The 26,873-nt window shown below is 42.9% G+C and carries 34 protein-coding genes and 1 rRNA gene; 11 read left to right on the top strand and 24 right to left on the bottom strand.

What is annotated here, in order from left to right; translation table 11 throughout:
* From AUR67_RS17290 to AUR67_RS17205, 19 genes are all read right to left on the bottom strand, one after another.
* Window positions 1-186 (bottom strand): 16S ribosomal RNA (locus AUR67_RS17290); the annotation flags it as partial.
* Between the two features lie 777 nt (window positions 187-963).
* Window positions 964-1,365, bottom strand: coding sequence for a 50S ribosomal protein L17 (gene rplQ / locus AUR67_RS17285; protein WP_004589197.1), 402 nt, complete (start codon window positions 1,363-1,365; stop codon window positions 964-966).
* Between the two features lie 39 nt (window positions 1,366-1,404).
* Window positions 1,405-2,391 (bottom strand): DNA-directed RNA polymerase subunit alpha, encoded by a 987-nt coding sequence (locus AUR67_RS17280; RefSeq protein WP_004589198.1) that lies wholly within the window; start codon window positions 2,389-2,391, stop codon window positions 1,405-1,407.
* Between the two features lie 24 nt (window positions 2,392-2,415).
* A complete protein-coding gene (gene rpsD / locus AUR67_RS17275) occupies window positions 2,416-3,036 on the bottom strand; it encodes a 30S ribosomal protein S4 (protein ID WP_036974007.1) in 621 nt (206 codons plus the stop codon).
* Window positions 3,037-3,057: 21 nt separating this feature from the next.
* The gene (gene rpsK / locus AUR67_RS17270) at window positions 3,058-3,444 is read right to left on the bottom strand and encodes a 30S ribosomal protein S11 (RefSeq protein WP_036974009.1); all 387 of its coding nucleotides are present in this window, start codon (window positions 3,442-3,444) and stop codon (window positions 3,058-3,060) included.
* 13 nt (window positions 3,445-3,457) lie between these two features.
* Window positions 3,458-3,814, bottom strand: a complete 357-nt coding sequence (rpsM, locus tag AUR67_RS17265; RefSeq protein WP_054562818.1) for a 30S ribosomal protein S13 — start codon at window positions 3,812-3,814, stop codon at window positions 3,458-3,460.
* A gap of 128 nt (window positions 3,815-3,942) precedes the next feature.
* Window positions 3,943-4,056: a 50S ribosomal protein L36 gene (rpmJ, locus tag AUR67_RS20955; RefSeq protein WP_002959476.1), complete on the bottom strand. Its 114-nt coding sequence runs from the start codon at window positions 4,054-4,056 to the stop codon at window positions 3,943-3,945.
* 22 nt (window positions 4,057-4,078) lie between these two features.
* Window positions 4,079-5,407, bottom strand: coding sequence for a preprotein translocase subunit SecY (secY, locus tag AUR67_RS17260; protein ID WP_036974013.1), 1,329 nt, complete (start codon window positions 5,405-5,407; stop codon window positions 4,079-4,081).
* A gap of 10 nt (window positions 5,408-5,417) precedes the next feature.
* Window positions 5,418-5,852, bottom strand: coding sequence for a 50S ribosomal protein L15 (rplO, locus tag AUR67_RS17255; protein ID WP_054554386.1), 435 nt, complete (start codon window positions 5,850-5,852; stop codon window positions 5,418-5,420).
* Between the two features lie 4 nt (window positions 5,853-5,856).
* The gene (gene rpmD, locus AUR67_RS17250) at window positions 5,857-6,039 is read right to left on the bottom strand and encodes a 50S ribosomal protein L30 (RefSeq protein ID WP_016710201.1); all 183 of its coding nucleotides are present in this window, start codon (window positions 6,037-6,039) and stop codon (window positions 5,857-5,859) included.
* Window positions 6,040-6,042: 3 nt separating this feature from the next.
* The gene (gene rpsE, locus AUR67_RS17245) at window positions 6,043-6,549 is read right to left on the bottom strand and encodes a 30S ribosomal protein S5 (RefSeq protein ID WP_036974018.1); all 507 of its coding nucleotides are present in this window, start codon (window positions 6,547-6,549) and stop codon (window positions 6,043-6,045) included.
* 9 nt (window positions 6,550-6,558) lie between these two features.
* Window positions 6,559-6,909 carry a 50S ribosomal protein L18 gene (gene rplR, locus AUR67_RS17240; protein ID WP_036974021.1) on the bottom strand — a complete coding sequence of 117 codons (351 nt, stop codon included), beginning with the start codon at window positions 6,907-6,909 and terminating at the stop codon, window positions 6,559-6,561.
* Between the two features lie 9 nt (window positions 6,910-6,918).
* Window positions 6,919-7,452 carry a 50S ribosomal protein L6 gene (gene rplF / locus AUR67_RS17235; RefSeq protein ID WP_054554387.1) on the bottom strand — a complete coding sequence of 178 codons (534 nt, stop codon included), beginning with the start codon at window positions 7,450-7,452 and terminating at the stop codon, window positions 6,919-6,921.
* A 13-nt stretch (window positions 7,453-7,465) separates the two neighbouring features.
* Window positions 7,466-7,858: a 30S ribosomal protein S8 gene (rpsH, locus tag AUR67_RS17230; RefSeq protein ID WP_058586189.1), complete on the bottom strand. Its 393-nt coding sequence runs from the start codon at window positions 7,856-7,858 to the stop codon at window positions 7,466-7,468.
* A gap of 21 nt (window positions 7,859-7,879) precedes the next feature.
* Window positions 7,880-8,185: a 30S ribosomal protein S14 gene (gene rpsN / locus AUR67_RS17225; RefSeq protein WP_058586188.1), complete on the bottom strand. Its 306-nt coding sequence runs from the start codon at window positions 8,183-8,185 to the stop codon at window positions 7,880-7,882.
* A gap of 10 nt (window positions 8,186-8,195) precedes the next feature.
* On the bottom strand, window positions 8,196-8,735 hold the full coding sequence (rplE, locus tag AUR67_RS17220) for a 50S ribosomal protein L5 (RefSeq protein WP_058586187.1): 540 nt from the start codon (window positions 8,733-8,735) through the stop codon (window positions 8,196-8,198).
* A 16-nt stretch (window positions 8,736-8,751) separates the two neighbouring features.
* Window positions 8,752-9,066 (bottom strand): 50S ribosomal protein L24, encoded by a 315-nt coding sequence (rplX, locus tag AUR67_RS17215; RefSeq protein ID WP_054554391.1) that lies wholly within the window; start codon window positions 9,064-9,066, stop codon window positions 8,752-8,754.
* 10 nt (window positions 9,067-9,076) lie between these two features.
* Window positions 9,077-9,445, bottom strand: coding sequence for a 50S ribosomal protein L14 (gene rplN / locus AUR67_RS17210; protein WP_010378257.1), 369 nt, complete (start codon window positions 9,443-9,445; stop codon window positions 9,077-9,079).
* 275 nt (window positions 9,446-9,720) lie between these two features.
* On the bottom strand, window positions 9,721-11,664 hold the full coding sequence (locus AUR67_RS17205; RefSeq protein WP_058586186.1) for an AsmA family protein: 1,944 nt from the start codon (window positions 11,662-11,664) through the stop codon (window positions 9,721-9,723).
* Window positions 11,665-11,894: 230 nt separating this feature from the next.
* Here AUR67_RS17205 and AUR67_RS17200 point away from each other — a divergent pair, with 230 nt between their 5' ends.
* From AUR67_RS17200 to AUR67_RS17185, 4 genes are all read left to right on the top strand, one after another.
* Window positions 11,895-12,314, top strand: coding sequence for a hypothetical protein (locus AUR67_RS17200; protein ID WP_058586185.1), 420 nt, complete (start codon window positions 11,895-11,897; stop codon window positions 12,312-12,314).
* A gap of 8 nt (window positions 12,315-12,322) precedes the next feature.
* Entirely contained in the window at window positions 12,323-12,523 is a 201-nt protein-coding gene (locus tag AUR67_RS17195; protein WP_058586184.1) for a helix-turn-helix transcriptional regulator, read from the top strand.
* 151 nt (window positions 12,524-12,674) lie between these two features.
* Window positions 12,675-13,841 carry a hypothetical protein gene (locus AUR67_RS17190; protein WP_058586199.1) on the top strand — a complete coding sequence of 389 codons (1,167 nt, stop codon included), beginning with the start codon at window positions 12,675-12,677 and terminating at the stop codon, window positions 13,839-13,841.
* A gap of 288 nt (window positions 13,842-14,129) precedes the next feature.
* Window positions 14,130-14,807: a TorF family putative porin gene (locus tag AUR67_RS17185; protein WP_058586183.1), complete on the top strand. Its 678-nt coding sequence runs from the start codon at window positions 14,130-14,132 to the stop codon at window positions 14,805-14,807.
* Between the two features lie 64 nt (window positions 14,808-14,871).
* Here the strand turns inward: AUR67_RS17185 and AUR67_RS17180 are convergent, their stop codons facing one another.
* Window positions 14,872-15,765 carry an aldo/keto reductase gene (locus AUR67_RS17180; protein WP_058586198.1) on the bottom strand — a complete coding sequence of 298 codons (894 nt, stop codon included), beginning with the start codon at window positions 15,763-15,765 and terminating at the stop codon, window positions 14,872-14,874.
* Between the two features lie 170 nt (window positions 15,766-15,935).
* Here AUR67_RS17180 and AUR67_RS17175 point away from each other — a divergent pair, with 170 nt between their 5' ends.
* From AUR67_RS17175 to AUR67_RS17160, 4 genes are read left to right on the top strand one after another with little or no spacing between them, the layout of a single operon-like run.
* Window positions 15,936-16,646 (top strand): YIP1 family protein, encoded by a 711-nt coding sequence (locus tag AUR67_RS17175; protein WP_058586182.1) that lies wholly within the window; start codon window positions 15,936-15,938, stop codon window positions 16,644-16,646.
* A gap of 48 nt (window positions 16,647-16,694) precedes the next feature.
* A complete protein-coding gene (locus AUR67_RS17170; RefSeq protein ID WP_058586181.1) occupies window positions 16,695-17,861 on the top strand; it encodes an efflux RND transporter periplasmic adaptor subunit in 1,167 nt (388 codons plus the stop codon).
* On the top strand, window positions 17,861-18,568 hold the full coding sequence (locus AUR67_RS17165) for an ABC transporter ATP-binding protein (protein WP_054562823.1): 708 nt from the start codon (window positions 17,861-17,863) through the stop codon (window positions 18,566-18,568). Before AUR67_RS17170 ends, AUR67_RS17165 begins: the two co-directional genes overlap by 1 nt.
* The gene (locus tag AUR67_RS17160) at window positions 18,561-19,799 is read left to right on the top strand and encodes an ABC transporter permease (RefSeq protein WP_058586180.1); all 1,239 of its coding nucleotides are present in this window, start codon (window positions 18,561-18,563) and stop codon (window positions 19,797-19,799) included. Before AUR67_RS17165 ends, AUR67_RS17160 begins: the two co-directional genes overlap by 8 nt.
* Here the strand turns inward: AUR67_RS17160 and AUR67_RS17155 are convergent, their stop codons facing one another.
* Window positions 19,800-20,123, bottom strand: coding sequence for a Bor/Iss family lipoprotein (locus AUR67_RS17155; protein ID WP_058586179.1), 324 nt, complete (start codon window positions 20,121-20,123; stop codon window positions 19,800-19,802).
* Window positions 20,120-20,434, bottom strand: a complete 315-nt coding sequence (locus tag AUR67_RS17150) for a Bor family protein (RefSeq protein WP_058586178.1) — start codon at window positions 20,432-20,434, stop codon at window positions 20,120-20,122. The genes AUR67_RS17155 and AUR67_RS17150 overlap by 4 nt, the downstream gene beginning before the upstream one ends.
* Before the next feature lie 175 nt (window positions 20,435-20,609).
* Here AUR67_RS17150 and AUR67_RS17145 point away from each other — a divergent pair, with 175 nt between their 5' ends.
* The 3 genes from AUR67_RS17145 to AUR67_RS17135 are packed head-to-tail and all read left to right on the top strand — an operon-like array spanning window position 20,610 to window position 22,542.
* Window positions 20,610-21,464 (top strand): endonuclease/exonuclease/phosphatase family protein, encoded by an 855-nt coding sequence (locus tag AUR67_RS17145; RefSeq protein WP_058586177.1) that lies wholly within the window; start codon window positions 20,610-20,612, stop codon window positions 21,462-21,464.
* Between the two features lie 8 nt (window positions 21,465-21,472).
* On the top strand, window positions 21,473-21,835 hold the full coding sequence (locus tag AUR67_RS17140; RefSeq protein WP_235591854.1) for a DUF5329 domain-containing protein: 363 nt from the start codon (window positions 21,473-21,475) through the stop codon (window positions 21,833-21,835).
* A gap of 29 nt (window positions 21,836-21,864) precedes the next feature.
* On the top strand, window positions 21,865-22,542 hold the full coding sequence (locus AUR67_RS17135) for a nitroreductase family protein (protein WP_058586175.1): 678 nt from the start codon (window positions 21,865-21,867) through the stop codon (window positions 22,540-22,542).
* Here AUR67_RS17135 and AUR67_RS17130 read toward each other — a convergent pair.
* Complete coding sequence (locus AUR67_RS17130; RefSeq protein ID WP_058586174.1) at window positions 22,535-23,596, bottom strand: efflux RND transporter periplasmic adaptor subunit; 1,062 nt, start codon at window positions 23,594-23,596, stop codon at window positions 22,535-22,537. The two genes, AUR67_RS17135 and AUR67_RS17130, sit on opposite strands and share 8 nt — an antisense overlap.
* The gene (locus AUR67_RS17125; protein ID WP_058586173.1) at window positions 23,586-26,870 is read right to left on the bottom strand and encodes an efflux RND transporter permease subunit; all 3,285 of its coding nucleotides are present in this window, start codon (window positions 26,868-26,870) and stop codon (window positions 23,586-23,588) included. The genes AUR67_RS17130 and AUR67_RS17125 overlap by 11 nt, the downstream gene beginning before the upstream one ends.
* Window positions 26,871-26,873 lie beyond the last annotated feature (3 nt).

Genomic DNA, 26,873 nt, shown 5'->3' with positions numbered 1-26,873 from the left:
GACATCATGCGGTATTAGCAGTCGTTTCCAACTGTTGTCCCCCACCATAAGGCATATTCCCAAGCATTACTCACCCGTCCGCCGCTCGTCAGCAGAGTAGCAAGCTACTCTCTGTTACCGCTCGACTTGCATGTGTTAGGCCTGCCGCCAGCGTTCAATCTGAGCCATGATCAAACTCTTCAATTAAAAGTTTTTTGTTTGAAGTAAACTTCAAACCATGCTCAATGAATTCTGATTGTTTGTTTCTACTTTTTAAAAAAGTAAAATCAAAACGAATTGACTATATAGTCACTCAGTTACATTTGAGACTCTAAATTTGTTTGCGTTACTTAGTAAACCAAGCTTCGCTGTTAGAACTCAATCTGTACGAGTGCCCACACAGATGATTGCTTTATATTGTTAAAGAACGTTTGAGATACTTTTGCGTCTCAAGGGCTGTGCATTCTACGCAAGCCGTCATTTTTGTCAACACTTAATTTTGAGAAAAGTTTATTTTTTCAAAACTCAGTCTTACTTGACTCAACCAACTCGTCGTTTTGCTTTTTTGTAAGCAGTCCGCCGTGTCGGTGGATGCGCATTATAGGGAGATCCGAATTGAGATCAACTGTTTTTTGAAGTTTTTATGAAAAAAATGACTGTTCGCGCAAAATACGAACGAAACGGGTAAAAATAGCACTAAATCACTCGTATTATGGCTATTTAGGCAGTGTATTTTATAAATATGCTTGTTTTTAAGTTGTATAAAAGAAGATGCAGCTATTAAAGAGCGCGAATTGATCTTTATATATGATCTTAGTTGCTAGTTGCTAGGTGCTAGGTGCTAGGTGCTAGGTGCTAGGTGCTTCAAGATTGTATGGTAATGTTTGGGGTTGATAGAGCTGTTTTATAAGTAGTGAAGTTTAGTGGTGAATTTTAGAAAGTAAAAAGCCGAGCATAAGCTCGGCTTTTTGGTGTCTTTACGACTTACTCTGCAGACTGCGCGTCTTCTTGAACTTCTTCGTTTGTCGCTGGGCGACCAACTAGTTCAATATAAGCCATTGGTGCATTATCACCAGCACGGAAGCCACACTTAAGAATACGAGTGTAACCACCAGGACGGTCTGTATTACGTGGACCGATTTCGCTGAATAATTTACCAACTACTTCATTATCACGCGTGCGAGCAAACGCTAAACGGCGGTTTGCTACACTGTCAGTCTTAGCCAGTGTGATTAAAGGTTCAATTACACGGCGCAACTCTTTAGCTTTAGGCAAAGTTGTTTTGATGATTTCATGTTTCACCAAAGAACCAGCCATGTTGCTGAACATCGCTTTGCGATGGCTGCTGTTACGGTTTAATTGACGACCACTCTTACGATGGCGCATGACCCTATCCTTCTAACTAAACTAATATAGTGATTTAGATTATTCAGCTAGGCTTGCAGGCGGCCAATTTTCTAGGCGCATACCTAGAGAAAGACCACGTGAAGCTAGCACGTCTTTAATTTCAGTTAGAGACTTCTTACCTAAGTTAGGCGTTTTAAGAAGCTCAACTTCAGTGCGCTGAACTAAATCACCGATATATTGAATTTGCTCGGCTTTCAAACAGTTTGCTGAACGTACTGTTAGCTCAAGATCATCAACTGGACGAAGCAGAATAGGATCGAATTCTGGCTTCTCTTCTTTCTCTTCTGGCTCAGTTACATCACGTAAATCTACGAATGCATCTAATTGCTCAGCTAAGATAGTAGACGCACGGCGGATCGCTTCTTCAGGATCTAAAGTGCCGTTTGTTTCCATATCAATGATTAACTTGTCTAAGTCTGTACGTTGCTCAACACGGGCTGATTCAACCGAGTACGCAATACGTTCAACTGGGCTGAATGATGCATCAAGCAGCAGACGACCAATTGGACGCTCATCGTCATCAGAGGATAAACGACTAGATGCCGGCACATAACCGCGACCGCGCTCAACACGAATACGCATGCTGATCTCGCTGCTATCTGTCGTAAGGTGACAGATAACGTGATCTGGGTTGGCGATAGTTACATCACCATCGTGCTGAATATCAGCCGCAGTCACAGGGCCTACACCAGATTTAGTCAGGGTCAGAAAAACTTCATCTTTGCCTTCTAAAGTTACTGCTAGACCTTTAAGGTTTAACAGAATTTCAATGATGTCTTCTTGTACGCCCTCTTTCGCGCTGTACTCATGCAATACACCGTCGATTTCTACTTCAGTTACTGCACATCCAGGCATAGATGATAACAGTATACGGCGTAAGGCATTACCCAAAGTGTGACCGAAGCCACGCTCTAATGGTTCTAAAACTACTTTAGAACGCGTTGGGTTGATAGCGTCGATATCGACTAACCTTGGTTTTAGGAATTCGGTAACAGAACCCTGCATTTTATCCTCTCTTAACTCTTAACTTTACTTAGAGTAAAGTTCGACGATTAGTTGTTCGTTAATGTCCGCAGACAGATCTGAACGCTCAGGTAGGCGCTTGAAGCTACCTTCCATTTTCTTACCGTCAACTTCAACCCAAGTCGGCTTTTCACGTTGCTCAGCCAACTCTAGAGCAGCGATGATACGTGCTTGTGTTTTTGACTTCTCACGAATTACAACAGTATCTTCTGGAGTAATTACGTATGAAGGGATGTTCACTACACGACCATTAACTAAAATCGCTTTGTGGCTTACTAACTGACGTGCTTCAGCGCGTGTGCTAGCAAAACCCATGCGATATACAACATTGTCTAAACGTTGCTCTAAAAGCTGTAACAAGTTTTCACCTGTATTACCTTTAAGGCGAGCAGCTTCTTTGTAGTAGTTACGGAATTGCTTTTCTAATACACCGTAGATACGACGTACTTTTTGCTTTTCACGTAGCTGTAAACCGTAATCAGATAAGCGACCTTTACGAGCGCCGTGCTGACCAGGTGCAGTCTCAAGTTTACACTTAGAGTCGATAGCTCTTACGCCGCTCTTAAGGAACAGGTCAGTACCTTCACGACGACTCAGCTTGAGCTTAGGGCCCAAATATCTTGCCATGTTATTTCTCCTAACCTATTGTTAAACGCGACGTTTCTTCGGTGGACGACAACCATTATGAGGGATTGGCGTCACGTCAGTGATGTTGGTGATACGGTAACCAGCAGCATTCAAAGCACGTACAGCAGATTCACGACCTGGACCTGGACCTTTGATGAAAACTTCTAGATTTTTTAAACCGTATTCTTGAGCAGCAGTACCTGCACGCTCTGCAGCAACCTGAGCCGCGAATGGAGTAGATTTACGTGAACCACGGAAACCTGAACCACCTGCTGTTGCCCAAGATAGTGCATTACCTTGACGGTCGGTAATTGTTACAATAGTGTTGTTGAAAGAAGCATGAACGTGAGCCATACCATCAGCAACTTGCTTTTTAACCTTCTTACGACGAATTGGTGCTTTAGCCATAATCTACCCCACCTTATTTCTTGATAGGCTTGCGAGGACCCTTACGAGTACGCGCGTTAGTCTTAGTACGTTGACCACGTAGTGGTAACGAACGACGGTGACGTAGGCCACGGAAACAACCAAGGTCCATAAGGCGCTTGATATTTAATGTAACTTCACGACGAAGGTCACCTTCTACAGTGTACTTGCCAACTGCTTCACGCAATACGTCAAGTGTTTCGTCTGAAAGTTCACCGATTTTTGTGGTCTCGGCGATACCAGTCGCTGCTAAGATTTCCTTAGAGCGAGTCTTACCTATGCCATAAATAGCAGTTAAACCGATAACTGCATGTTTATGATCAGGGACGTTAATGCCAGCGATACGGGCCACTAACACATCTCCTATATTTGAATTTGGTAATCATCTGTTTGAAAAGCCCGTAAGGATACTCAAACGAAGACCAAATCACAACTAAAAACACAGGCCGAGTAAATAACTCAGCCTGCACGACTGTTTAATTAGCCTTGCCTTTGCTTGTGCTTAGGCTCACTGCAAATTACGCGTACTACACCAGCACGTTTAATAACTTTACAGTTACGGCATATTTTCTTAACGGAAGCACGTACTTTCATTGCTCAACTCCGTAAAATGACCTTATCGACCGTAGCCTTTAAGGTTTGCTTTTTTCAGCACAGAATCATACTGATGTGACATCAGATGCGTCTGTACTTGTGCCATAAAGTCCATGATTACAACAACGATAATCAAAATTGATGTACCGCCGAAATAGAATGGCGTTTGCCATGCCATAGTCATGAATTCGGGCACCAGACAGATAAAGGTTATATACAAAGCACCTGCCAATGTCAGGCGTGTCATCACTTTATCAATGTATTTAGATGTCTGCTCACCTGGACGAATACCTGGGATAAATGCGCCAGATTTTTTCAGGTTATCTGCTGTTTCACGCGGGTTAAATACCAACGCGGTGTAGAAAAAGCAGAAGAAGATAATAGCCGCAGCTAAAACCATCGCATATAAAGGTTGACCTGGAGTCAACGTTGTAGCGATTGCTTGTAGCACATCAGCGACCGGACCTTCACCCTGGCCGAACCAGCTTGCAATTGTACCAGGGAACAGAATTATACTGCTAGCAAAGATTGGTGGAATAACACCCGCCATGTTTACTTTCAGTGGTAAGTGCGTGCTTTGAGCAGCAAATACCTGACGACCTTGTTGACGCTTTGCATAGTTAACGACGATACGACGTTGACCACGTTCAAAGAATACAACTAGGTAAGTAACAGCGAATACGATTACAGCAATCAATAACAGTACAAGTACATTCAGATCACCTTGGCGCGCCATTTCGGCTGTCGAACCAATAGCAGACGGCAGGTTAGCTACGATACCAACAAAAATCAGAACTGAGATACCGTTACCGATACCACGTTCTGTAATTTGTTCGCCCAACCACATTAGGAACATAGTACCAGTTACTAAACTCACTACAGCAGTGAAGTAGAAACCGATACCTGGGTTAACAACTAACCCGTCCATCATGCCCGGTAAGCTTGTAGCAATACCGATTGATTGGATTGTAGCAAGCACAAGCGTGCCGTAGCGTGTGTACTGGCTAATTTTCTTACGCCCTTGCTCACCTTCTTTCTTAAGCTCTATAAACGGCGGATACATATGCGTTAATAGTTGCGTAATAATCGAAGCCGAGATGTACGGCATAATACCCAGTGCTAACACTGAAGCTCGCTCAAGCGCACCACCGCTGAACATGTTAAACATTTCAACAATGGTGCCCTTTTGTTGCTCGAAGAAATCGGCAAGTACAGCGGCGTCAATCCCAGGGATCGGCACGAATGAACCTAGACGGTAAATAATGATAGCACCTAATACAAATAGTAATCGACGCTTCAATTCCGAAAGCCCACTTTGTGCACTTTTCATATCTTGACCTGGTTTAGCCATTAGTACTTCCTTAGTCTTCTACCTTGCCTCCGGCAGCTTCGATAGCTTCGCGAGCACCTTTAGTCACTTTAAGACCTTTAACGGTAACTGCGCGTGAAACTTCGCCAGATTTAACTACTTTAACGAACTGGATGTTCTTTTTAACTAGACCAGCTGCTTGTAACGCGTTTACGTCTACTACATCGCCTTCAACTTTAGCGATTTCAAAAAGGTTAACTTCAGTAGATACTAATGATTTACGTGAAGTGAAACCAAATTTAGGTAGACGACGTTGCATAGGCATTTGACCGCCTTCGAAACCAACGCGAACTTTACCGCCAGAACGTGATTTTTGGCCTTTATGACCACGGCCACCAGTCTTACCAAGACCAGAACCAATACCACGACCTAGACGTTTCTTTTCAGTTTTTGCACCAGCAGCAGGTGAAAGTGTATTCAAATGCATCGAATTAACCCTCAACCTTTACCATGTAAGAAACTTGGTTAATCATACCACGCACACATGCTGTGTCTTCTAACTCAACAGTGTGATTGATACGACGTAGACCAAGACCGCGTAATGTAGCTTTATGCTTCGGTAAACGACCGATAGAGCTCTTTACTTGTGTTACTTTTACAGTTTTATTAGCCATGGTTTACCCCGTGATTTCGTCAACGCTAAGACCACGTTTAGCAGCGATTGACTCTGGAGAGTTCATGTTCTCTAGAGCAGCAATCGTTGCACGAACGATGTTGATCGGGTTAGTTGAACCGTATGCTTTTGACAATACGTTCTGTACACCAGTTACTTCTAGTACTGCACGCATCGCACCACCGGCGATGATACCTGTACCTTCAGAAGCAGGCTGCATGTATACTTTAGAACCCGCGTGGCGACCCTTGATTGGGTGCTGTAGCGTGTTACCGTTAAGGTCTACACTGATCATGTTGCGACGTGCTTTTTCCATTGCTTTTTGAATAGCAGCTGGAACTTCACGTGCTTTACCATAACCAAAACCTACTTTACCTGCGCCGTCACCAACTACTGTTAGTGCAGTGAAGCTAAAGATACGACCACCTTTAACCACTTTAGACACACGGTTTACCGCGATTAGCTTTTCAGCCAAATCAGGCTGTTGTTGCTTTGCTTCTACGTTAGCCATTGTCTACTCCTAGAATTGCAGACCGGCTTCACGCGCTGCATCAGCAAGCGCCTTCACACGGCCGTGATATTTAAAGCCACTGCGATCAAAAGCAATCTTTTCGATGCCTTTGTCAGCTGCACGTTCAGCAACCGCTTTACCAACTGCTTGAGCAGCTGCAACGTTACCTGTGCCTTTAACTGTTTCGCTAATTGCTTTTTCAACAGTAGAAGCAGCAGCCAGTACAGTACCCTCAGCAGTAACTACTTGAGCGTAAATGTGACGTGGCGTGCGGTGGATAACAAGACGCGTTGTGCCTTGTTCAATATAATTTCTACGAGTGCGTTTAGCACGACGTAGACGAGCTGTTTTTTTATCCATCGTCTTACCTTACTTCTTCTTAGCCTCTTTACGGCGTACATTCTCGTCCGCGTAACGAACACCTTTACCTTTATAAGGCTCAGGTTTACGGTATGCACGGATGTTAGCAGCTGTTTGACCAACTAACTGCTTGTCTACGCCCTTAACTAGAACTTCTGTTTGGCTTGGTGTTTCAATCGTAATACCTTCTGGTACTTCGAAATTCACTGGGTGTGAGAAACCAAGAGTTAAGTCTAATACTTTGCCCTTAGCTGCTGCACGGTAACCAACACCTACTAACTGAAGTTTCTTCTCGTAACCTTCATGCGTACCAACAACCATGTTGTTGATTAGAGCGCGAGCAGTACCTGCTTGTGCCCATGCATTAGCTACGCCTTCACGAGGTAAAGTTGTAATAACGTTATCGTTAACTTGTACTTCAACAGCGTCGTTGATAGTACGAGTTAATTCACCGTTTTTGCCTTTAACTGTGATGTCCTGGCCTTTTAATGTAACTTCTACACCGGCAGGAACATTGATTGGTGCCTTTGCTATGCGAGACATAGTTCCCCTCCGATTAAGCTACAAAGCCAATGATCTCACCACCAACGCCGGCACTACGTGCTGCGCGGTCTGTCATTAGGCCTTTAGAAGTTGATACGATAGCGATACCAAGACCACCCATTACCTTTGGTAATTCGTCACGTTTCTTATAGATACGTAAACCAGGGCGGCTAACACGCTGGATATTTTCAATAACAGCTTTGCCTTCGAAATATTTTAAATCGATAGAAAGCTGAGGCTTCGCTTCACCGCTTACAGCGTAATCTGCGATATAACCTTCATCTTTTAATACTTTAGCTACTGCTACTTTCAGTTTTGAAGTTGGCATCGATACTGATACTTTCTTCGCTGACTGACCGTTACGGATACGTGTAAACAAATCCGCAATAGGATCTTGCAAGCTCATAGTCTTACTCCCGTGATACTATTACCAGCTAGCCTTTTTAAGGCCAGGAATTTCACCGCGCATAGCTGCTTCGCGAACTTTGATACGGCTCATGCCGAATTTGCGAAGGTAACCATGTGGGCGGCCCGTAACGTTACAACGATTACGTTGACGTGAAGAGCTAGAATCACGTGGTAAAGCTTGTAGCTTTAATACCGCGTCCCAACGATCATCGTCAGATGTATTAACATCACTGATGATAGCTTTTAGTGCCGCACGCTTTTCAGCATACTGAGCAACTAATTTCGCACGCTTTGCTTCGCGCGCTTTCATAGAATTCTTTGCCATAACCCTACCCTTATTTCTTGAATGGGAAGTTAAACGCTTCTAACAACGCACGGCCTTCATCATCTGTTTTCGCAGAAGTAGTGATTGTGATATCTAAACCGCGAACACGGTCTACTTTATCATAATCGATTTCTGGGAAGATGATTTGCTCACGTACGCCCATGCTGTAGTTACCACGTCCATCAAAAGACTTAGCACTTACACCACGGAAGTCACGGATACGTGGGATAGCGATTGAAACCAAACGCTCAAAAAAGTCCCACATACGCTCGCCACGTAGGGTTACTTTACAACCAATTGGGTAACCTTCACGCACTTTGAAGCCAGCAACTGATTTGCGTGCTTTAGTGATTAGAGGTTTCTGACCAGAGATTGCTTCTAGATCCGCAACAGCGTTATCTAGGATCTTCTTGTCAGCTAGAGCTTCGCCCACACCCATGTTTAATGTGATCTTTTCGATCTGAGGGACTTGCATGACAGAGCTGAAACCAAACTTCTCTTGAAGCTCAGCAACTACTTTGTCTTTATATACTTCATGCAGTTTCGCCATCATTCTACTCCAACTATTAGATAGTTTTACCAGTAGATTTAAAGATACGTAATTTCTTACCATCTTCAATCTTGAAACCTACACGATCTGCTTTACCCGTTTCCGAGTTGTAGATCGCAACGTTTGATACGTCGATAGACGCTTCTTTCTCAACAATACCGCCAGCTTGGTTCAACTGAGGAACAGGCTTTTGGTGCTTCTTGATTAAGTTGATGCCTTCGACAAATACTCGACCAGATTCAGCAACAACTGAAAGCACTTTACCGCGCTTACCTTTGTCTTTGCCTGCTAGTACGATTACTTCGTCATCACGACGGATTTTTGCTGCCATGATAGACTCCTTATAGTACTTCTGGTGCTAGTGAAACGATTTTCATGAACTTTTCAGTACGAAGTTCACGAGTCACAGGGCCGAAGATACGAGTACCAATTGGCTGTAAGTTATCGTTTAAGATAACAGCCGCATTGCTATCGAAACGGATCAAAGAACCGTCCGGACGACGAACGCCTTTTTTAGTACGCACAACTACCGCGTTTTTAACATCACCTTTCTTCACTTTACCGCGAGGAATAGCTTCTTTTACAGAAACTTTGATGATATCGCCAACCGCTGCATAGCGACGGTGCGAACCGCCAAGGACTTTAATACACTGCACTTTGCGAGCGCCGCTGTTATCAGCAACGTCCAGCTGAGTTTGCATTTGGATCATGTTAATGACCTCCGGTGTAGAAATTACAACACGCCTTAATTTTGTTTAAAATCAAGACATTTCGGTTAAATTCCACTCAAAAAACAAGCAAGTTGTCTCTTAAGGGCGGGCAATTGTAGCAGCAATGGCAAGGAAGTGGTAGGTTATTTTTTAATTAATTTGGAATTAATCGCAATGCCTGCATTGAGGAATTACAGCAGCTTGCTGGTTTGTTATTGATTATAAAACAAACAGGGCGCAAATGCGCCCTGTTTTTGAGTTTAATTAAATTTTTATTAATTACCAAATAAACCTTTTAATTTGTCTTTAATTTTATCTTTGGCTTTTTCTTTGACTTCTTCTTTAGCCGCATCACTGACATCTAAGCTATAACCAACATCATGGAATGGGCCTTTGATACGCAGCGGAATTTTAAAGCCGGTACTGTCATCTGTCGTGCCTTGCCCTTCGATTGAATCAACAATGCCTGTTACTAAACGATAATCTACATTTGTCATTGGTAAATCAACTTTACCTGAGCCTGTAATGCGAATAAGCGGGCTAAGTAGTGACAGGTCTGTATTTTCACCAACACCGTTAGTGAATACAAAACTGCCCTGCAATGCTGAGAAGTCTGTTTGCTGTGAGTTATCAAAGCCAGTATCTAAACCTTCAGATACTGCACTTAAGTTACCTTTGATAAGCTCTTTTGCTTTACGAACCATCTCTGCAATGTTGGCCCCTTTTACCGCACCATCAGCAAACTCAAAGCCTAACTTACCATTTAGAGCATTGATAAAGCTCTTTTGGCTTTGACCTGTGGTCGTTAGATCCCAATTTAGAGAGCCTTTACCCATTAACTTATCGAAACCAGCCGCATCAGTTAGTAATGGCTGCGCATCAATTTTATCTAAAGAAAAGTTAGTACTAATTTTATAAGGTGTTTGCTTGGCGTTAACGGTTATCACACCTTTACCATTGCCCTCATAAGCAACAAACTTGTCTAGACTGATTTTAGCCACGGCATTTTTTAGGTTCACCGTTAACTGGTTTTCACCAAGGGTAATATCATTTGCTTGTAAGCCACTTGAACGCACGACTACATTTGCATCAAGTGCATTTAAGCCGCTCATATCAATTGCAGTATCATCCCAAACAATTGGCTGTGCTGGCGCATCTGCTGCAGGCTCTGCTTGCTCTTCTTTAGCTACGCCCTCTGGTAGGTAAGGGTTTAGATCAAGCATGCCTAAATCAATATCGGCATTCACAGCTAAACGATCACCAAGCTTAATATCGCTTTTACCTTTAATTTGCAGCTCATCTAGGGTGGCAAGTAGCTCAGTAAGCTTAAACTGTTGTCCTTTTAGGTGCATTGAACCCTTTACATTAAAGGCATTAAACGCATTTTCTTTTGCATTAAGCTCAACACCTTGCCAGCTCGCAATGTTTTTAACAGAGTCACCACTGACAGAAAGAAGCCCTTGCACGTCATTACCCATTTCTGCAATTGCACCTTTAAAATTCAAATCGACTAAGCGTGAATCAACCTCAGTGCTTACATTAAAGGTTTCGCCTTCAATCGCTTTAACAGGTGTATCTAGCGTGACATCTAAATCAAAGCGCTCACCCATATAGGTAATACCGCCTTTTAATTCTAAGGTCTTGCGAAGAGAAGGTAGTAAGATGGCTAACTCTAAATCGCTTATCTGTTGCTTTGCTCCGGTTTTACCATCTAGATAAGTGAAAGTACCACCGTAGATTGCCACTTCACCAAGTTCGATATCAAAGTTATCTGGTAAGTTAACAGCGCCAGAACTCTTTTGCTGCTCTGTCTGTGGTTGCTCAGCAACCGCATCAAATAGTTGCCAGTTTGCTTTACCATTTTTATCGGTTTCTAACAAAATCGTTGGTTCGTTAATAACGAATTTATCAAGCTTAAACTCACCGCCAAATAACGACATCCACGGGATACGGATAGCAAGTTGCTGCATGCTTGCCATATCTTTTTGCGAGCCTGTTTGCATATTGGCAAAGTGCACATCATTCAATTCAAGTTTTAATGATGGAAATACCGACAGCTTTTTATCGCCATTAATAGTCAGACTACGACCTGTGGTTTGTTCTACTTGCTCCGATACTTTATTAAATATCGCGTCTGTAGGTATTAGGAATGGTGCAGCGACTACCAATGCAATCAGTAATACGAAGATGACACCAACGATTTTCAGTAAGGTTTTCATAATCATCCTTAAAAATGGGCAAACAATGTTCTTATCATAGCGGGAGTTAGGCGCAATTGCATTGCCCAACACATAAAAAGGTTTGTAAACAAGCTTAGGTACAAGAATATGAATCAGCGCTGAAACATTTTGATACCTATAGGTTGCAAAAAGATCTTGACCGTATGATACCCTAGGGTTACATTGATACCTATAGGTTACATTTGAGTTTAAAATAAAAGGAAACGATTATGTCTATGCAAGATATCAAAACGGAAGAAAAGTTTATGAGTCATAACGCATGGTTTTCAATATTCATGGGAGTCACGTTATTAATTATTAGTGTTTACCCAATGCTCAAGCAAACATCAGCACCGTTACTGTTTATTGGCGGTACCGCATTTTTAGGATCTTTCTTTATGTTTGTAATTAGAGGGGGATTTACATGGAAACTTGGTTATCGCCTTACGTATAAGGATGAATTTTTAAATACGATTGATACCATCGCTTATAAACATGTTGTGCTTGGATTGCTTTTTAGCATGGGGGCTATTTTTTTATTGTCTGATGAACTTGCTTTAAATGTATCTCATAGCATGATGGCCACATTTTACCTTGCCTTAATGTGTTTGATATATGGCGTATCAATTCTTTGGCAAAGTAGAGACTAGGTATAAAAGTGCAAAATAGTATCGCTAAATTCCGCAAAGAAAAGGGGTTATCGCAGCAAGAACTTGCTGATGCCATTGCAGTATCACGTAAAACCATTAGCACAGTTGAAACAGGCCGCTTTATACCCTCGGTGATTATCGCGTTAAAAATTGCTGCTCACTTTGAACTCAGTGTTGAGCAATTATTTACACTCGATGACAATGATTAATAAACCACATCAGTCGCAATCTTACTTATAAATTATCAGTAAGATTGCATCATTTCATTACTTCGGTATGATGCACGACCCTGTTGTTTTTGCACCCTGTGTACTAAAATTAAACAACCCAATTTGGTCAAAACTGGAGTATCGATTAAGCATGAAGAAACTGCTTATTTCACCGTCAAAAATGGCGCTTGGCGAGCAAGAAAGTCAAATTTATCAAAATATCCTCAAGCAAGCCTCTGATATCAGCTTAAACCTTATGGCAGTTAAAGTAGAAAACCACCCTGAAGACTTTTTAGGATGGTGCTATGAGCTATTAAGTGCAAGCCGTGATCGCATTAACTACGATCTATTAGAAGATAAGCAATTACCGACACTTAAAAAACTTCATGACTTATTAATTTCTGCAATCAGCTTTTTGCAGTTAAAAACATTAAGGGTTGCGCCATGGCCTGTTATCGCAGGTTTCATCGAGCAGCATAAAGAGCTTGTAGCCCTTGATGAGCAGCTACGCTTAGCTAATTACATTGCTGCAATTAAATCGCAATCACTAAAAGAGATGATCCCAGAAGACCGTTTAGCGTTTTCAGGTAAACACAGTGCCTCGCTTGATCCAAGTAGCTATAACTTCGACGTTGAATGGTTTGCTTCGACTAAGAACGCAAAAGGTTTCCACCAAATGTTGAGTGATTTACCTGGTGCATTCGATGAGGCTCTTGCACACATTCCACTTGAGGGTGAAGTAACGCAAGAACATTATCAGCATTTTATGGTTGCTTACTTCATGGCATTTAATGGCAGCGATGAAAAGCCAACGCTTGCTCCTGCTACTCGCTTGCTTGCGATGCGCCGACCTGACGTGTTTACACCAATCGTAAATAGTAAACTTGATGCCCTTTGTGCGGCATTAGGCATTACTAAGCTTAATAACCGTGATTTTGAGCGCTACTGGCAAGATGTTGTCGAAGCAATACATAGCATGCCTTGGTTCAAAATGGCCAGTGCAGCAAATGAGCTTGAACAATCTCTAGTTGAAATCAAAGCCCTATTGCCTAGCTTCTTTTATTATGCAGATAAAAGTACCGCTGATAACTCTAACTATATTAAGTTGTTAAACAAACCTAAGAGTACCACAAGCTCAGCAGGTAAAAAGACCGTACGCCGTGGCAAAGAATCAGCAGAGATACTGGTGGACCGAGCATTAGCAAGTGATGATATCCCTGAACATATCAAAGCTAAGCGCGATTCAATCATCAGTGAAGTTGAAAAAGGCCGCAGTGTTGAAGAAACCATTAGTCTAATGCGTGCAATTTTCGGCTAAGTTACTCTCAAATAAGCAAAACCCGGTTGCTTCGCAATTGTGCAACCGGGTTATTTTTTGCACCACACATGTGCGCATGAACAATTCAAATAACCATCCTTTTCACAATTAAACAAGTTTAAAAGCCTGTTTTTAAAGCCTTTAAGCATAAAATATCCCGTTCGAAATTAACTTGGCACAACCAGTGCAATATCGTATCCAGACAACACATAGAAAATGTCCTCAAATAACAACCAGACTGCAATCTGAAAATGGGACAAAATCAACATAACAACAGGATACAGAAACATGCTAAAACTAAAAAAAACGGTCGCAGCAAGCGCCATTGCGCTATTAACTTTGAGCTCAACATATAGTTATGCAGAAGTAACAGCTAATGCAGCAGCCACTTCTAACTACTTGTGGCGTGGTCAAGAACAAACCGGCGGTGATGCTGCAATCCAAGGTGGTATCGACTACGCAAGTGAATCTGGCTTTTATGCGGGTACTTGGGTATCGAATGCTAGCTGGGCTGACGACATGACTTACGAGCTAGACCTTTATGCTGGTTTTGGCGGTGAAATCAATGAAACCTTTAGCTACGATGTTGGCTACATTTATTATGCATACCCAGATGCAGCGTCTTACACAGATGCAGACTTCTCAGAAATCTACGGTAGCATTAGCATGGGTAGCTTCACCTTTGGTGCAGCAGTCCTAGCAACATCAGCAGCAAGTGGTGACGGTACAGATTTTGGTGACTCTCTATATTTAAATGCTGACTACAGTTTCCCAGTTGGCAGTACCGGTGCAGAAATGGCCCTTCACTTAGGTCATTACTCAGGGGATTTCATTGGTGATGATGACATCATCGACTACGGTGTTTCAGTGTCGAAAGACGGCTTTACTTTCGGTCTTTCAGACAACGACATTGATGGTTCAGATGTAAAAGTGTACGTCGCTTACGCGGTTGACTTCACTTTATAAAGAATGTGTTACTTGCTGCAACACGAAGGGCCGTTAAGGCCCTTTTCTCGTTTTTGGCTATTCGCTAAGGCACACTATGGCCGGTTGAGCCTTGCCAAATGCGATACCACTGTTCACGGTTCATAGTAAGCTGCTTAGCTTCAACAGCTGATTGAACACGCTCAATATTGCCCGTACCAAGTACCACAGACGGTGCACTTGGGTGCATTAACAGCCAAGCATAAACAACTTGATCAATGGCTGTGGCGCCAATTTCAGCACCAACCTGCTCCAACACTGCACGTAAACGCACCGCTTTTTCATCATCACTTGAGAATAAGCGACCCCCAGCTAATGGTGACCAAAGCATAGGTTTGATATCGAGCAATTGGCATTGGTCTAAGCTGCCATCATCAAGGGCTTTCATTTCGTAAGGTGAAAACTCAATTTGATTAGTCACAAGCTCAAAGTCTAAACGCGACTGCAACAAGCTAAGTTGCGATGGGGTAAAATTAGATACACCAAAATCAATCACATCACCATTTGCTTTTAGGGTATTAAATGCTTGTGCCATTTCATCGGCATTCATTAAGTAATCAGGGCGATGGATAAGTAATACATCTAAACGATCGGTGTTAAAGTTTTTAAGTGACTGCTGTGCTGAGGCAATTATATGCGCGGCACTTGAATCATAATGGTTTGCTTTGCCTTGTAATCCTAGGCTTGCAAACGCAGGCTTAATACCACATTTAGTGATTATTTTGATTTCATCACGAATACTTGGTTTTAGTTTAAGTGCTTTACCAAATTCGGCTTCACAACCGTATTCACCGTAGATGTCAGCATGATCAGTATGTGACACACCCATTTCAATTGCATTTTCTAAAAAACTTAAGCATTGCTGTGGCGTTACCTGCCAATCTAGCAAGCGCCAGAACCCTAATACCAACTCATCAATACAACGACCATTGCTATTCACCATAACGACCTACTATTCCTAATAAATTCGACTCAAATTAATCTTTTAACCATATCACAGATTTACTAATCACAGCTGTTAACATACAGTTACAAAACAAATTGCTAATTTGTTACTAAACAGGATATTTTAGTACCTAAAAACAAATGTTATAAAACAAGGAATAAAAAATGAAATCATCAAATGTCATGACCGCATTGGTTGATATTTTTATCAGCCCGAGCAAAGCCTTTAATGGCTTAAAAGAAGCAAAAGGTTGGTCTTTTGTTGCCTTTATTTTACTTGCCGGCATTCTCGCTGCCAGCATGTTTGCTTTTTACAATAAAGCTGACCCGCAGTTTTTAATCGATCAACAAGTGGCAGCGGCCAGTGTTGATGCCACCATTGCAGAACAAAAAATGATTCGCCAAAGCATGGAGCAAACCATAGATATGCAAGTATGGTTTGCTATATTTGGTGGCATCATTGGTTTGGCTGTTATTAATGCTCTGATGGCAGGCTACTACCTATTTGTATCTAAGCAAGATCCAGAAGCTAACTACGGTTATGGTGCGTGGTATGGCTTTGGTGTGTGGACCATGATGCCAATGATTATCTCAAGTCTTGGTTTACTCATCTTAGTATTAACTGCGAGTACCGACCAAATCTCACAGACGTTATTTAACTATGCTTCGATTAACCAACTTTTAATTGGTTTAGAAATTGGCCACCCATTCTACACCTTACTTGAAAGTCTCAATATCTTTTCTATTTGGGGCATTTTCATCGCAGCTATCGGTTTAAAGAGCTGGACTAATTTCACTTTCAATAAAGCGCTACTGTTTGCAGCTCTACCAAGTATTGTTATTTACGGTATTTGGACTGTAATCGCTCTCGTTTAATTCTGCTTTGAGCGGCAATATGCCGCTCTTAACTACCAAGGAAGTAACATGAAAAAAGCCATTATTATTGGCCTCGCTGTTACGGCATTTGTCGCTTTACTGATTTCAAAACAAGTCACAGGCAATAAAGATGCACCAGAAATGCATATTGCTGAAGTTGAACAAGGCAATATTGCCGATTCAATTTTAGCCTCTGGCAACCTAGTCTTTAATACCCAAGTGCAGCTGCGCTCAGAAGTGACTGGCCGTGTAGCAAAAGTGTTTGTAGAGGAAGGTGAAAGTGTCACTGAGGGCGATATTCTTATGCGCCTAGATACGACCGCGTTTGAATCTGAAGTTGCACGCAACAAGGCCGTGCTTCGCGCGACCGAAATCGATATTAAGCATAGCGAAACCCGATTAAAAAATATCGAGCGTCAACTAAGCCGCCAAAAAGAGCTTTATGAAGTTGGCCTTGCTGGCCAAGAAGTGTATGAAAACCTACAAAATGCCCGCGATTTAGCGAAAATAGATATTGAAGCAAAGCGTGAAGCTTACAACCAAGCCCAAGCATCGTTATTGATTGCTGAAGACCGTTTAAATAAAAGCGTGTTTCGCGCTCCAATGAGTGGCCTACTTGCTTCGGTCAATATTAAAGAAGGTGAAACTGTTATTGCGGGAACAACTAACATTATTGGCTCAGACTTGATGCTAGTAGCTGATCCAAGCGCAATATTAGCCGAGCTTCGAGTGGATGAAACCGATATTGCCGGTATCAAATTAGACCAACATGCAGATATCTATGCCGCCGCTTACCCAAATCAACCTTTCACTGGCAAAGTAATAAACATTGGCACATCAGCAAAAAATCAAGCCGGTTCTCAGGGCTTATCATTTAAAGTCAAAGTACTGCTTGATGCCACTGACCGCCAGCTTTATGCCGGAATGAGCTGCCGCGCAGAAATCGCCACAAGCATTGCCGAAAACGGCTTAAAACTGCCTATTGAAGCTATTCAAAAAGAGGATGATAGCTACTTTGTCTGGAAGCTTAACGCAGATAACACAGTAACTAAAACAGCTGTTACGGTAGGTATTTCTTCAGATATCGAACAAGCATTAACCAGCGGTGTTGCAAAAGGAGATCGTATTGTTATCGGCCCAGCTAGACCACTTAGCTCACTAAAAGAGGGTGATACAGTAGCCGTTAAAAACAGCCCTGAAAAAGGTGCTAACTAATGTCTGCGGTGATCAAACTCAGCAATATCAATAAACAATACAAAATGGGCGAACAAGTTTTCAAAGCCCTTGATGATATTAATATTGAAATTGCGCAAAATGAGTATGTTGCCATTATTGGTCCTTCCGGTTCAGGTAAATCAACCCTGATGAACTTGCTTGGCTGCTTAGATACTCCCACCAGTGGTGACTATTATTTAAAAGATAAGCTAGTAAAGCGCATGACCGAAACGGAGCTTGCTCATCAGCGTAATGAAAGTGTTGGCTTTATTTTTCAAAGTTTCAATTTATTACCACGAGCATCCGCCCTTGAAAATGTCATGCAGCCCTTAGTGTATCGATTTATTTCTGCCAAAGAGCGAAAGCAACAAGCGCTCGAATCATTACAACGGGTTGGTCTTGGCGATAAGGTAAACCACCTTTCAAGCCAGCTTTCTGGTGGCCAACGTCAACGTGTCGCTATAGCTCGCGCACTGGTTACTAAGCCCCACATTCTACTTGGTGATGAGCCTACCGGTAACTTAGATAGTAAAACCACCACTGAAATCATGGCGCTGTTTGATGAGCTTCATAACGAAGGGCACACCATCATTTTGGTTACTCATGAACAAGATATTGCTGATCACTGCCAACGTGTTATTCGCTTAGTTGATGGCAAGGTTGTTAGTGATACCCGTAAAGGCGAAGGAACAAGACAACATGTTTAAATCTGCTATCGCTGTAATGGAAGGTACAAAAGCCGCACTGATGGCAATTAAAGCCAATGCGATGCGCAGTGCCCTTACCTGCTTAGGCATTATTATTGGTGTTGCAGCGGTTGTGACCGTGGTGGCAGTGATGCAAGGGTTTACCAAGCAAATTAATGATCAGCTTGCTGATATGTCTCCCGATGTCACCAATATAAAACCTTACACTAGCGTAGAAAAAGAAATGGTAGGTCAACAGGCAAAGTTAACCTACAGCGACTTTTTAACTCTAAAAGCACGCGTAAAAGAAGCCGAAACCTTTACTGCGCTAATGTTTACTTGGCGCTTTTCTGGTGCAGCAGAGTATGGCAATAAAAGTCATGCTTCACGGGTAATGGGCACCGAGCAAGACTACCAAAAAGCTTATCGCACCTACCCAGAACTCGGACGGTTTATTCGCGCAGAAGATGATGAAAAACGCCGTCGAGTGGCGTTTATTGGTCCTTCAATTATCGAAAAGCTTAATCTGCCTGAAAACCCTGTAGGCGAATATATTAAACTCGGTGGTGAGTGGTTTCGCATTATTGGTGTTGCTGAAAAACAAGGTAGTTTATTAGGTTTTGACCAAGACGATTACATTAATATTCCAATAAGTACCATGAGTGCGCTAGAAGGCGGCAGTGTTGATACCAATGTACAAATGATGTTTCGTTTGAAAGACGATGCTAACGAAGCGCAAGTACTGGCTAAAATTCGCCGTATCTTACGTCAATTACATAAACTGAAAGACGGTGAAGATGACGACTTTGAATTTGAAACCGCCGAAAAAGCCCGTGCTAATATCGATAAGTTTACTGGTAGTGCTACCGCAATTACCGCGGGGATAGTGGGTATCAGCCTGGTAGTTGGTGGTATCGGAGTGATGAATATCATGCTGGTTTCGGTAACAGAACGTACGCGTGTGATCGGCACCTTGAAAGCATTAGGGGCAACACCTGGCTTTATTATGCTGCAATTTTTAGTTGAAGCTGTGGTGCTATCACTGTTTGGTGGTTTAATTGGTTTAGCGATTGGTTATGGTGCTGCGGCACTGATTTCGTTATCAGTGCCGAGCATGCCAGATGCCTACATACCGGGTTGGGCGATTATGCTGTCATTTGGCTTTACTTCATTGATTGGTATTGTGTTTGGCTTAGCGCCCGCTATTAAAGCGGCACGCTTAAACCCAATTGATGCGCTGCGTTATGAATAACTAGTCTGGTTTATAAGATACTTGAGCGCAGCTTATTTCAACTGTTTTCGGGTACCAAACAGGCCCAACTTGGTTTACTGCAACTTCAGCTAAGCCATTGGTGAACGACTTATAAGTGTGAACGGTTTGCCATTCGGAATCAGGACACTCCTCAGATAAGTCGACAGGCTTTGAACCTTCGTAAAGCGCTGCGGCAAAGTTATGATGCCATTGCTCTGTTGCAGGCGCTTTATTGGCTTGTGCAGCACTGCCATTATCAAAGTAGATATTTGTGCAACCACTTAAGGTTGCCACTAACACAGTTGTTACTAGTAGGCTTTTCATAGTTGTTGCTCCTTTGCTTGTTGCTCACACCATACTTTTACTGTGTGAGGAGCATAAATTCCGAGTGTAACGAGTCCTAATGCGCCATCAGCGAATGTTTGTTGCGATTGCATTTGGGCAACTTTTTTATCTTGGCAAATAGCCTTTACATCAACGCGCTCTTCACCAACAAGGCCCCACAAAAAGAATGGGCGGCTATCTTGGTAATCAGCTTTAGTGGCTAATTTATTGGTTGTTTTTTCTGGCACTATGGTGACTGATGAACACGCTGTCACCGATAAGGCAAGCAGCATACAGGCCATTTGTTTCATGAGTAGTTCCTTTGTCTGAGTTGTTAAGCTCAGTAAGTATAAGAATATGAGTACTCATTTTGGGTAAGAAAGCGTATAGAAATTGTAGGAAATACTACAGTTTCTAACATTTAGCCTTTGAACTAAACTGGGGCTATCGACGACTAACTCTTGAGAAAAGTAATTAAAGGTCATTATGACGGCATATTTGCGTATATTTTTATTACTTGTGTGTTTGAGTGTGCTGTCTTGGTATAGCTTTTCAAGCGATCCTAGCTCTGATGAGCAACAAGGTATAACCAAAACCGCTGTGAACCTTGCTAATTGCCAACAGCAATTAGCGCAAAGCCGCATGCAAACTTATGCTGAACATTATATTTTGCCCTATCAGTTCAAGTTATTGAGTTGGAATATCTACAAAGCACAAATAGATGGCTTACTCACAGATTTGCAAAAGCTAAATGCCGATGCTGATATTGTGTTACTACAAGAAGCTATCGAAGAACCTTCGCTTACAAAGCTAAAACCGTACTGGCGCTTTGCTAAAGGGTATAAGAGCGGCAGCGTGCAATCAGGGGTTATGACACTCAGCCGCTGGCCAGCTACTGTGCATTGCACACTCACCCATAAAGAGCCTTGGCTACGTAGCCCAAAAGCCACCAATATTGTGGAGTATGCGCTGCCAGATCAACAGTTATTACTCAGTATTAACCTGCATGCCATTAACTTTACGATTGGTGTAAGTGACTTTAAACAACAGCTAGACGATGCCGCCGCTATTATGCGAACGCATAAAGGCCCTATTGTATTTGCCGGTGATCTCAATACCTGGAGTGATGAGCGCCAAGCCTTATTACAGCAAACATTAACCCATCTAGGTTTGCACGAAGCTATCTATTTAGATGATAAACGCACCAAAGCATTTGGATTAGCACTTGACCAAGTATGGGTGCGTGGTGTCAAAATAGAAACTACCGTTGTGCCTGAGCTTGCAAGCTCAGATCATAACCCAATTATTGCAACCCTGACGATAGAGCATCAAACGCTATGAGATTATGTATGAGAGGATATTGGTTTATCGCGTTAATATTATTGAGCATTAGCCAATTCAGTGATGCAGCCACCCCAGAACAAGAGATAAATCACCTCATTGATTTTGTAGCTAAAAGCGATGCGGTATTTATTCGCAACGGCACCGAGCACTCAAGCCAAGGTGCTGCCGAACACCTTGCAATGAAGTATCGAAAAGCAACCCGCTATGCAAAAACTGCCGAAAAGTTTATCGAGAATCTGGCGAGTAAAAGCTCATGGAGCGGTAAGCCCTATAAAGTAAGACTCAGCAATGGGTCGTTACTCAATGCAAAAGATTGGTTGAGCAATGAATTAAAAGAGTACCGCCGAAACCAGCATATTCATAATTAAAATCATCAACACACAAGAAGCGAAAAGCCATGCAAGAACACAAAAACCAGCCACTCAATGACTTTATTGAGTACCCTCATGACGAGATGCTAAAACGCGCCGAAGAGTTTTTAGCCGTGAGTCAGCGTCGCCACAGTATTCGCAGCTTTAGCGACCGCCCAGTGCCAAAAGAAATAATCGAAACCTGTATTAGAGCGGCTGGCACTGCACCGAGCGGTGCCAATCATCAACCTTGGCACTTTGTAGCAATACACAGCAGCGATGTGAAAAAACAAATTCGAGAAGCCGCTGAAAAACTAGAGCGCTCATTTTATGAAGGTCGCGCAGGTGAAGAGTGGTTAGATGCCTTAAAACCACTTGGCACCGATGCCAGTAAGCCCTACCTTGAGCATGCACCTTGGCTAATTGCCGTGTTTAGTCAAAAGAAAGGCGGTATTTCTGCCGATGACAAAAATACCAATTACTATGTTCATGAATCTGTTGGCCTAGCAACAGGCTTTTTAATTCAAGCACTACACAGAGCTGGCCTTGCTACCCTTACGCATACACCAAAACCAATGAGCTTTTTAACCGAAATTTGTGGCCGAGATAAAGATAATGAGCGCCCTTACATGCTGCTTATTGCAGGCTACCCAGGCACAGATGCAACCATCCCTGAGCATGCCTTAGTGAAAAAGTCGCTAGACCAAATAGCGACCTTTATTTAGCTTTAAAATCAACAGCCAGCACATCACCCGAGTTTAAACCTGAAACGATGTGCTGCTTGCCATCGACCATTTCGCCAAGGCGAACGAAGCGGCGCACTATCTGATTATTTTCAAGTAAATAGACCATACTCAATTGGCCATATTGGTGCACCCAGCTTGATTCAATCAACACCCCTTTTTCAGTGGCGAGCGGTAATTGTAATTGCGCATAAAGCCCAGGCATTAACCCAGTTTGCGCATCTGTTTCTAAACGGATTTCCATACTACGCGCAGCACTATCAGCAACAGGCACAATTTCTGTCACTGTGGCAGGCATTGACGTTGATAAAGCAGGTAATTTGACCGTTAAAGTTTGACCAACATTCAGCTTAATTGCTTGCTGCTCTCTGACATTAAATGCTAATTGCAATTGTTGTGGGTTATACAGTGCGAGTAATGGCGTGCCAGGAGTTGCGGTATCCCCAGGCTCTGCAAAGCGCTCAACCACAACACCTGAAATCGGCGCTTTAATTTGCGTAAAACTCAGTGCAACTTGCGCTTGTGTTTGCTGCTGCTTAGCAATCGCTAGGTTCGCTGTTAAGTTATCGAACCTTGCTTTTGCATCGTCGTATTCGCTAACAGATACCAAGCCTTGCTTGTATAAGTCGTTAATACGCTTTAGTTGTTTCTCAGCTTGAGTTAGCGATGCATTAATCGCATTTATTTGTGCTTCGCTTTGAGCAAGCCCTGCCTTAAAGTCATCTTGCTGCAAAGTAATTAGCACGTCACCTTGTTTTACAGTATCGCCAGCGCGTACATTTAAACGCTCAACTTGTGCCATTACACGAGAAGAGATTTGCGTATTTTGTTTTGCAATCACGGTGCCCGGTACAACTTCATCACGCGCAATATCTGCCAGTGTCACTGTCACTAACTGACCAGTGTAATCATTTGCCGATGGATTTTTCATGCCTGCAGCTTGCTTATCAGAAAAACTGCCCGCCATGTAAAGTACCGCCACAATAATCACTGATAACGCGACAATTGAACCAATAAGTTTTGATTTACCCTGCATGAGCTTGTTCCTCTTTGGCTGCATCCTTTGCAAACACTAAATAATAAACCAGCGGCACAACAAATAATGAGAACAATGTTGATGCCACAATACCAAAAATAATTGCGATCGCTAGACCGCTAAATACCGGGTCTAGGGTGATCACCAAGTTACCTAATAAGGTGGTTCCCGCAGTCAGTAACACAGGGCGCATACGCACCGTACCTGCGGCAATCAAAGCCTGTTTAATCGCCATACCTTGGCCGCGAGCTTGATTAATAAACTCAACTAAAATAAGTGAGTTACGAACCACAATACCGGCAAGTGCAATCATGCCAATCATGGCTGTTGCAGTGAATAACACCGGCTCTGGAGCACCAGCAATGCTGCGCTCTCCAAATTGATTTAATAGCCAAAAGCCCGGCATGATCCCTATTACGGTTAATGGAATAGCCGACATGATGATCAGTGACAAACTGGCAGAGTTTGTTTGAATGCGTAAGATGATGAAAATGGCTGTTAGCGCAAACGCAAAGGCAATCCCCATATCTCTGAATACATCAATGGTAATTCGCCATTCGCCTTCACCACTAAAGGTCACGTCAGTGCCAGCAGGTAATTGCCAAGCTTGGCTACCACCATTATTGAAAAAGTGCCTACTTTGCCAATCAGTTTGGTTAAATTCGTCAGCGCTAATACCTAAGTCGGCATTGACGTCAGCAATAATTTCAGCGGGTGTACGGCCATTTAGCTCAGCCATTACATACACAACATTACGCTGATCTTTACGCATAATTGGCTTGGCAACATCTTGATGCTGAAATTCACCTAACTCAGAAAGCGCCACCAGCGGACGTGGTGCACTTTGTAGCCCAAATTCATCACTGGTTTTTGCAAGCTCCCTATCACCACGAACTTGTAATGCCAGCAATTGAGCAAATTGGTTACGATCTTGATAAGGCAGTTGTAATTTTATATCGACAGGGTCTGTTTCGCCGCTAACATATAACACCCCAACATTTTGTCCATGTGAGGCAATGGCTAAGGTCTGGGCAATATCTTGCGTAGACACCGCCGACAATGACGCTTTACTTTTATCGGTAACAAAACGCTGTAACGGCGCATTGGCAGCAATACTGGTATCAACTTCAACCACATGCGGCTCTTGCTTTAACCTTGCAGCAACAGCAAGTGCTGCTTGATAGTGAGTGTCTGTATCAACAAATGGCTCACTGTAAACCTCAGCCACTAAGGTACTTAAAACCGGCGGACCAGGTGGTACTTCAACCACTTTAATTACAATGCCATCGGTTGCCAGTGGCGCTAATGCGGCACGCAAGCGCATGACCACGCCATGAGATTGATGATCACGCTCAGTTTTATCGAGCAGTAATACTCTGAGCTCAGCTAAATTAGCAGCTTCACGTCGATAATAACCACGCACCATACCATTAAAGTCCATGCTTGATGGCTGACCAACGTAGGCTGCCGCCTCGCTTACTTCATTTAATTGCCAAGTGATGGTTTGTACTTGTCGAGTGAAAGCGGCGGTTTGCTCAAGGCTCGTACCTTCTGGCATATCAATTAAAACTTGCAACTCGTTTTTATTATCAAACGGTAATAGCTTTAGAGGCACTGCACGCATTACGGGTAACATGGCACTGGCGACAAACAAAGCTAATGTGGTCCATAGAACGAGTTTGGCGCGGCCTTTAGACTCAAGTAATGGCGATAATATGCGCTCGTATAAGCTATGGGGATTAGCTTCTAGTTGCATGCTGTCATCAACTGGCGCTTTAAGTAATTTCATGGCTAACCATGGCGTGACAAAAAATGCCACTATGGTTGAAACCATCACACTGACCGGCACATTGAATGCCATCGGTGCCATATACGGCCCCATCATGCCGGTGATAAACGCAAGTGGGATAAATGCCACCATAATGGTCAATGTAGACATAAACAGCGCCACACGTATTTCGCTCATGGCATCAACTATGCGCTGTTTTTTATCGCCTTTTTTCGTTAAAAAACGACTTATGTTGTCTATCCCAGTAATGGGATCATCAACCAATAAACCTAAAGAAAGTATTAATGCAAACAGCGTGACTCGGTTAATCGTATAGCCAAAGGCAAAATCAAGTGTCAGGGTGATGCCGTAGCAAATAGGTACCGCTAGCCCCACCACAATCGCTGGTCGCCAACCTAAAAATACGCCAACAAAAATAACCACGGTAAATACCGCAAACACTAAGCTCGATGTAAGGTTATTTACTTTTTCATTCGCGGTTTGGCCATAGTCACGCAGTACGGTGTAGCCCACTTCATCTGGTAGTAGATTAGCCGACAAGCTATCCATCATGCTGTGCACTTCGTTGGCTACAGCTACCGCATTGGTGCCAGCTTGCTTAGCGACACTAATAGTGACTAAAGGAAGTTGTTGGTTATCTGAATGAGCCAACCATTGATAACTTTGTGCTTCGCTTGGACCATCACTCACCTGGGCCACATCGCTTAGATAAACACTCTTACCATTAACCACATTGACAACAAGCCGTTCAATCGCAGATTGAGAGCGTAAAACATCACCCACTTGTAAGGCAATTTGCTGCTTACCCTCAACAACGCTGCCCACATTCACTAATTGGTTAGATACGCTAAGCGCATAATACACATCGGTTAATGTTGTTTGGTGTGCAGCAAGAGCACTTGCATCAAGGTTAATCGTTAATTGACGAGTTCGACCAGCAATCACTTTCACTTCGCTGGTATTTTCGATGCGCTGTAAACTGTTAGCGATTTCGTTGGCAAAACGAGTTAGTTGATAATCATCGTAAAGTTTTGGATCTTTACTAAATAAGCCCAGCATCACAATGGGTACATCGTTCACTTCAACCGGACGTATTTGCCATGAGCTGATCACTGACGCCATCGTGTGTTGATAGCTATAGAGTTTAGCGTAAGTGTCGAGGATGGCTTGCTCACGGTCGTGACCAACTTCAAAGCGAAGAGTAACAACAGCAGCATTACTTTGTGTGGTCGAGTAAATATGCTCAACGCCCGTTAACTGCGCCAATAACTTCTCCAATGGTTCAGTTACCAGCCTAGCTACTTCTGGCGCTTCGACGTTTGGCGCTGCTACATATATATCAAGCATAGGAACCACAATTTGCGGTTCTTCTTCACGAGGGGTTTGCTTTAATGCCATTAAACCAAGCAGCACCGACATAATAAAAATAATGACAGGGAGGCGGCCGCTCAAGCTGTTTTTTACTGCATTATCGATAGCATTCATTGC

Source organism: Pseudoalteromonas sp. XI10 (assembly GCF_001469895.1).
Taxonomy (GTDB): Bacteria; Pseudomonadota; Gammaproteobacteria; order Enterobacterales; family Alteromonadaceae; genus Pseudoalteromonas.
The sequence above is the reverse complement of the archived record's forward strand: the minus strand, read 5'-3'. Positions and strand labels throughout refer to the sequence as shown.

Excerpts from the sequence above, each read along its gene's own strand:
- AUR67_RS17200 (WP_058586185.1), top strand. The coding sequence starts at position 11,895 with ATGTCTATGCAAGATATCAAAACGGAAGAAAAGTTTATGAGTCATAAC.
- AUR67_RS17150 (WP_058586178.1), bottom strand. The coding sequence starts at position 20,434 with ATGAAACAAATGGCCTGTATGCTGCTTGCCTTATCGGTGACAGCGTGT.
- rpsH (WP_058586189.1), bottom strand. The coding sequence starts at position 7,858 with ATGAGCTTGCAAGATCCTATTGCGGATTTGTTTACACGTATCCGTAAC.
- rplR (WP_036974021.1), bottom strand. The coding sequence starts at position 6,909 with ATGGATAAAAAAACAGCTCGTCTACGTCGTGCTAAACGCACTCGTAGA.
- rpsD (WP_036974007.1), bottom strand. The coding sequence starts at position 3,036 with ATGGCAAGATATTTGGGCCCTAAGCTCAAGCTGAGTCGTCGTGAAGGT.
- rplO (WP_054554386.1), bottom strand. The coding sequence starts at position 5,852 with ATGCATTTGAATACACTTTCACCTGCTGCTGGTGCAAAAACTGAAAAG.
- AUR67_RS17175 (WP_058586182.1), top strand. The coding sequence starts at position 15,936 with ATGAAATCATCAAATGTCATGACCGCATTGGTTGATATTTTTATCAGC.
- AUR67_RS17160 (WP_058586180.1), top strand. The coding sequence starts at position 18,561 with ATGTTTAAATCTGCTATCGCTGTAATGGAAGGTACAAAAGCCGCACTG.
- AUR67_RS17165 (WP_054562823.1), top strand. The coding sequence starts at position 17,861 with ATGTCTGCGGTGATCAAACTCAGCAATATCAATAAACAATACAAAATG.
- AUR67_RS17205 (WP_058586186.1), bottom strand. The coding sequence starts at position 11,664 with ATGAAAACCTTACTGAAAATCGTTGGTGTCATCTTCGTATTACTGATT.
- AUR67_RS17145 (WP_058586177.1), top strand. The coding sequence starts at position 20,610 with ATGACGGCATATTTGCGTATATTTTTATTACTTGTGTGTTTGAGTGTG.
- AUR67_RS17155 (WP_058586179.1), bottom strand. The coding sequence starts at position 20,123 with ATGAAAAGCCTACTAGTAACAACTGTGTTAGTGGCAACCTTAAGTGGT.
- rplN (WP_010378257.1), bottom strand. The coding sequence starts at position 9,445 with ATGATCCAAATGCAAACTCAGCTGGACGTTGCTGATAACAGCGGCGCT.
- rpmD (WP_016710201.1), bottom strand. The coding sequence starts at position 6,039 with ATGGCTAATAAAACTGTAAAAGTAACACAAGTAAAGAGCTCTATCGGT.
- rplX (WP_054554391.1), bottom strand. The coding sequence starts at position 9,066 with ATGGCAGCAAAAATCCGTCGTGATGACGAAGTAATCGTACTAGCAGGC.
- AUR67_RS17280 (WP_004589198.1), bottom strand. The coding sequence starts at position 2,391 with ATGCAGGGTTCTGTTACCGAATTCCTAAAACCAAGGTTAGTCGATATC.
- AUR67_RS17170 (WP_058586181.1), top strand. The coding sequence starts at position 16,695 with ATGAAAAAAGCCATTATTATTGGCCTCGCTGTTACGGCATTTGTCGCT.
- AUR67_RS17185 (WP_058586183.1), top strand. The coding sequence starts at position 14,130 with ATGCTAAAACTAAAAAAAACGGTCGCAGCAAGCGCCATTGCGCTATTA.
- AUR67_RS17140 (WP_235591854.1), top strand. The coding sequence starts at position 21,473 with ATGAGAGGATATTGGTTTATCGCGTTAATATTATTGAGCATTAGCCAA.
- rpsK (WP_036974009.1), bottom strand. The coding sequence starts at position 3,444 with ATGGCTAAAGCACCAATTCGTCGTAAGAAGGTTAAAAAGCAAGTTGCT.
- secY (WP_036974013.1), bottom strand. The coding sequence starts at position 5,407 with ATGGCTAAACCAGGTCAAGATATGAAAAGTGCACAAAGTGGGCTTTCG.
- AUR67_RS17125 (WP_058586173.1), bottom strand. The coding sequence starts at position 26,870 with ATGAATGCTATCGATAATGCAGTAAAAAACAGCTTGAGCGGCCGCCTC.
- rpmJ (WP_002959476.1), bottom strand. The coding sequence starts at position 4,056 with ATGAAAGTACGTGCTTCCGTTAAGAAAATATGCCGTAACTGTAAAGTT.
- rplF (WP_054554387.1), bottom strand. The coding sequence starts at position 7,452 with ATGTCTCGCATAGCAAAGGCACCAATCAATGTTCCTGCCGGTGTAGAA.
- rpsN (WP_058586188.1), bottom strand. The coding sequence starts at position 8,185 with ATGGCAAAGAATTCTATGAAAGCGCGCGAAGCAAAGCGTGCGAAATTA.
- AUR67_RS17190 (WP_058586199.1), top strand. The coding sequence starts at position 12,675 with ATGAAGAAACTGCTTATTTCACCGTCAAAAATGGCGCTTGGCGAGCAA.
- rplQ (WP_004589197.1), bottom strand. The coding sequence starts at position 1,365 with ATGCGCCATCGTAAGAGTGGTCGTCAATTAAACCGTAACAGCAGCCAT.
- rplE (WP_058586187.1), bottom strand. The coding sequence starts at position 8,735 with ATGGCGAAACTGCATGAAGTATATAAAGACAAAGTAGTTGCTGAGCTT.
- AUR67_RS17130 (WP_058586174.1), bottom strand. The coding sequence starts at position 23,596 with ATGCAGGGTAAATCAAAACTTATTGGTTCAATTGTCGCGTTATCAGTG.
- AUR67_RS17135 (WP_058586175.1), top strand. The coding sequence starts at position 21,865 with ATGCAAGAACACAAAAACCAGCCACTCAATGACTTTATTGAGTACCCT.
- rpsE (WP_036974018.1), bottom strand. The coding sequence starts at position 6,549 with ATGGCTAACGTAGAAGCAAAGCAACAACAGCCTGATTTGGCTGAAAAG.